The 3,548-nt window shown below is 56.2% G+C and carries 4 protein-coding genes; 1 reads left to right on the forward strand and 3 read right to left on the reverse strand.

Annotated features, from left to right (window positions below):
- A partial coding sequence (proS, locus tag ACXRVY_RS20420; RefSeq protein ID WP_458238099.1) for a proline--tRNA ligase occupies positions 1–1,369 on the forward strand: 1,369 nt, incomplete at its 5' end.
- A 211-nt stretch (positions 1,370–1,580) separates the two neighbouring features.
- On the opposite strand, the gene ACXRVY_RS20425 is transcribed toward proS, so the two are convergent.
- The 3 genes from ACXRVY_RS20425 to ACXRVY_RS20435 all read right to left on the reverse strand — a co-directional run.
- Positions 1,581–1,736 carry a DUF2474 domain-containing protein gene (locus ACXRVY_RS20425; protein WP_223463780.1) on the reverse strand — a complete coding sequence of 52 codons (156 nt, stop codon included), beginning with the start codon at positions 1,734–1,736 and terminating at the stop codon, positions 1,581–1,583.
- Positions 1,723–2,739: a cytochrome d ubiquinol oxidase subunit II gene (cydB, locus tag ACXRVY_RS20430; RefSeq protein WP_458238100.1), complete on the reverse strand. Its 1,017-nt coding sequence runs from the start codon at positions 2,737–2,739 to the stop codon at positions 1,723–1,725. Before cydB ends, ACXRVY_RS20425 begins: the two co-directional genes overlap by 14 nt.
- Before the next feature lie 17 nt (positions 2,740–2,756).
- The coding region (locus tag ACXRVY_RS20435; RefSeq protein ID WP_458238101.1) for a cytochrome ubiquinol oxidase subunit I at positions 2,757–3,548 on the reverse strand (792 nt) is incomplete at its 5' end.

Raw genomic sequence — 3,548 nt, forward strand, 5'->3', positions numbered from 1 at the left:
GGGGTATGGCATATGGGAGCAGATTCAACGAGAACTTGATAAGAAAATCAAAGACACAGGGCATTCAAACGCATATTTTCCACTTTTGATTCCGTTATCCTTTCTTCAAAAAGAAGCAGAGCAGGTTGAAGGCTTTGCCAAAGAGTGCGCGGTTGTAACCCATCATCGTCTCGAAAAATCAACGGATGGAGCGCTTACTCCCGCAGGAACACTAGAAGAACCGTTGATCATCAGGCCCACCAGTGAAACGGTCATCGGTGCATCCTTTTCACGATGGGTACAAAGTTATCGGGATCTGCCTCTACTTATCAATCAATGGGCGAACGTACTGCGCTGGGAAATGCGTCCTCGGATTTTCCTGCGCTCATCGGAGTTCCTATGGCAGGAAGGTCACACCGTTCACGCAACTCATGATGAGGCCTTGGACGAAACGCTAAAGATGCTGGATATCTATGAGCGCTTTACTACCGAGCACCTGGCCATACCAGTAATCAAGGGCGAAAAGTGCTCCTGGGAACGTTTTCCGGGCGCCGTCAGCACCTACACCATTGAAGCGATGATGCAAGACGGCAAGGCCCTGCAAGCAGGTACTTCTCATTTTTTAGGCCAGAACTTCGCACAAAGTTCAGACATCCGCTTCGTGAACAAAGGAGGGATAAAAGAACTGGCATGGACCACGTCTTGGGGAGTATCCACGCGACTGATCGGCGCGATGATAATGGCCCATGGTGACGATGATGGACTAGTACTCCCGCCCCTCGTGGCACCGACGCAGGTCGTCATTATCCCGATCGTGCGCAACGAACAGAATGCAGATGCCATTCATGACTACTGCAAAAAACTGCAAAAGCAGATTTGTCGGAAAAAACTGAAGGGGCAAAACCTTCGGGCCAGTATTGATTGGCGGGACATGAACAGTGGCGAAAAAAAATGGTACCACATCAAGCGTGGCGTCCCTGTCCGGATCGAGATTGGCATAAAGGAACTGGAGCAAAATGCGGTGTCCTATTTCTGTCGAAACAACTGCAAAATCCTTCTGAAACTTGACACTGGAGATTTCGTTAATAACATCTCGAAAACACTGGCCACCCTTCAAAAAGACATGTTAGAGGCGGCACAGAAGAAATTGTCCGACAACACCACAACGATCACTACTCTGGACGAATTCAAAAAGCGCTTCAAACAGAACACAAAACTTAGCGCCTTTGTTCTCGCCCCCTTCACCGAAGACAAAAAAGTTGAAAAAGCCATCGGAGAGCTTGGAGTAACTGTTCGCTGTATTCCGCTAAAACAACCTGAAATCTCCGTAACCTGTTTATTCACCGGCCGAAAAACGAACACGTGGGCATTTTATGCAAAGTCATATTGATCCCTGATCACCTACAGCCCCGCTATTGCGGCAATGCTGTTCATTTAAGAAGTATAGAGAGAGCAATAAGTAACCTGTGGCGAGGGAGCTTGCTCCCGTTGGGCTGCGAAGCGGCCCCAACAGAGGGCCTGCTGCGCAGTCCAGCGGGAGCAAGCTCCCTCGCCACAAGTCATTTGTCACAACTGCCATTTCGGTTTTCTGGCAGTACGCATCAGTGGCTACTCATCCCGGCCGCATGCATCAACATCCGCAACGCCCCTGCCAACACACCCAAGGCAACCACACTGCCCAGCCAGATCACCACCAGCCATCCCAGGCGCTTGTACCAGCGCGCGGGTGCGGTTTGATTCCTATCAATGGTAGCCATCGCCAATCCTCACTTTGCCGCGGAACACGTAGTAGCTCCAGACCGTGTACATCAGGATGATCGGCAGGATGAACAGCGCGCCGATCAGGATGAACAACTGGCTGGTCGGCGGTGACGCCGCTGCCCACAGGCTGATCGACGGCGGCACGATGTTCGGCCAGATGCTGAACGCCAGGCCGATGTAACCGAGGAACACCAGCATCAGGGTGAAGGCGAACGGCCAATGGGTGTGGCGTTGGCGCAGGGTCCTGAGCAAGCCGAACATCGCCAGCAAGGCCAGCACCGCCAAGCCACCGAACACCGCCAGGTGCGCATGGGCAAACCAGCGCGTGGCGATTTCCGGATGCAGGATTGGCGTCCACACGCAGATCACGCCGATCACCGCCAACAGCAGCCAGGCCAGGGGCCGGGTGAACAGGCGCATCCGCGATTCGAGCATGCCTTCGGTCTTGACCAGCAACCAGGTGCTGCCGAGCAGCGCATAGGCGACGATCAGGCCGACACCGCAGAACAACGGAAACGGTGCCAGCCAGTCCAGCGAACCACCGGCGAACTGCCGGTTCACCACCGGGATACCGGCAATGTAAGTACCGATCACCACGCCCTGGGAGAAGGTCGCCAGCAGCGAACCGCCGATGAACGCCATGTCCCAGACATGAYGCTTTTCAGGGCTGGCCTTGAAGCGAAACTCGAACGCCACACCGCGGAAGATCAAGCCGCACAGCATCAGGATCAGCGGCAGGTACAACGCTTCGAGAATCACCGAATAGGCCAGCGGGAATGCTCCATACAGCGCCGCGCCGCCCAGCACCAGCCAGGTCTCGTTACCGTCCCAGACCGGTGCCACGGTGTTCATCATCACATCGCGCTCCTTCGCATCCGGGATCAGCGGAAACAGGATGCCCAACCCCAGGTCGAAGCCGTCCATGATCACGTACATCATCACGCCGAAGGCGATGATCACGCCCCAGATCAACGATAAATCGATACCTTGAATACCCATGACTCAACTCCCTTCCTTCATTTGACGCGGGCGTCGGTTTCGAGGATTTCAGCGTCGGCGGACAGCGGCCGGCGCGGTGTGATGACCTGATCGGAATGCCCCGCAGGCGGATGCTCGTGATGGGGTTTCGGCCCTTTAGCCACCAGTTTCATCATGTAGCCGATGCCCACCGTGAACACCGAGAAGTAGATCACCACGAACAGCGCCAGCGAGATGCTCAACTGCGCGATGCTGTGATTCGATGCCGCATTTGCCGTCCGCTGCAGGCCATACACCGCCCACGGCTGGCGCCCGACTTCGGTGGTGATCCAGCCGGCGAGCATGGCGATCAGGCCGCTTGGGCCCATCCACAGCATCAGGCGCAGGAACCAGCGATTGCGGTAAATGGCGCCGCTGCGGCGCAGGGCCAGGCCGAGCACACCGGCCAGCACCATCAACATGCCCAGCCCGGCCATGACACGGAAACTCCAGAAGATGATCGTCGCGTTGGGGCGATCCTCTTTCGGGAAGCTCTTGAGCGCCGGGATCTGCTTGTCGAGGCTGTGGGTCAGGATCAAGCTGCCCAGGTAGGGAATTTCGATCGCATATCTGGTCTTCTCGGCCTGCATGTCGGGGATACCGAACAGCACCAGCGGCGTCGCTTCGCTCCCGTTGTTTTCCCAGTGCCCTTCGATGGCAGCGATCTTCGCCGGTTGATGCTCCAGGGTGTTCAAGCCGTGGGCGTCACCGACCACCGCCTGAATCGGGCTAACGACCAAGGCCATCCACAACGCCATCGACAGCATCTTGCGCACTTGCCGGGTGTCGTT

This window comes from Pseudomonas sp. P5_A2_2 (assembly GCF_054177685.1).

What these genes read in the sequence shown, in the direction of transcription:
- ACXRVY_RS20425 (WP_223463780.1), bottom strand. Translation starts at nt 1,736, where the DNA reads ATGGCTACCATTGATAGGAATCAAACCGCACCCGCGCGCTGGTACAAG.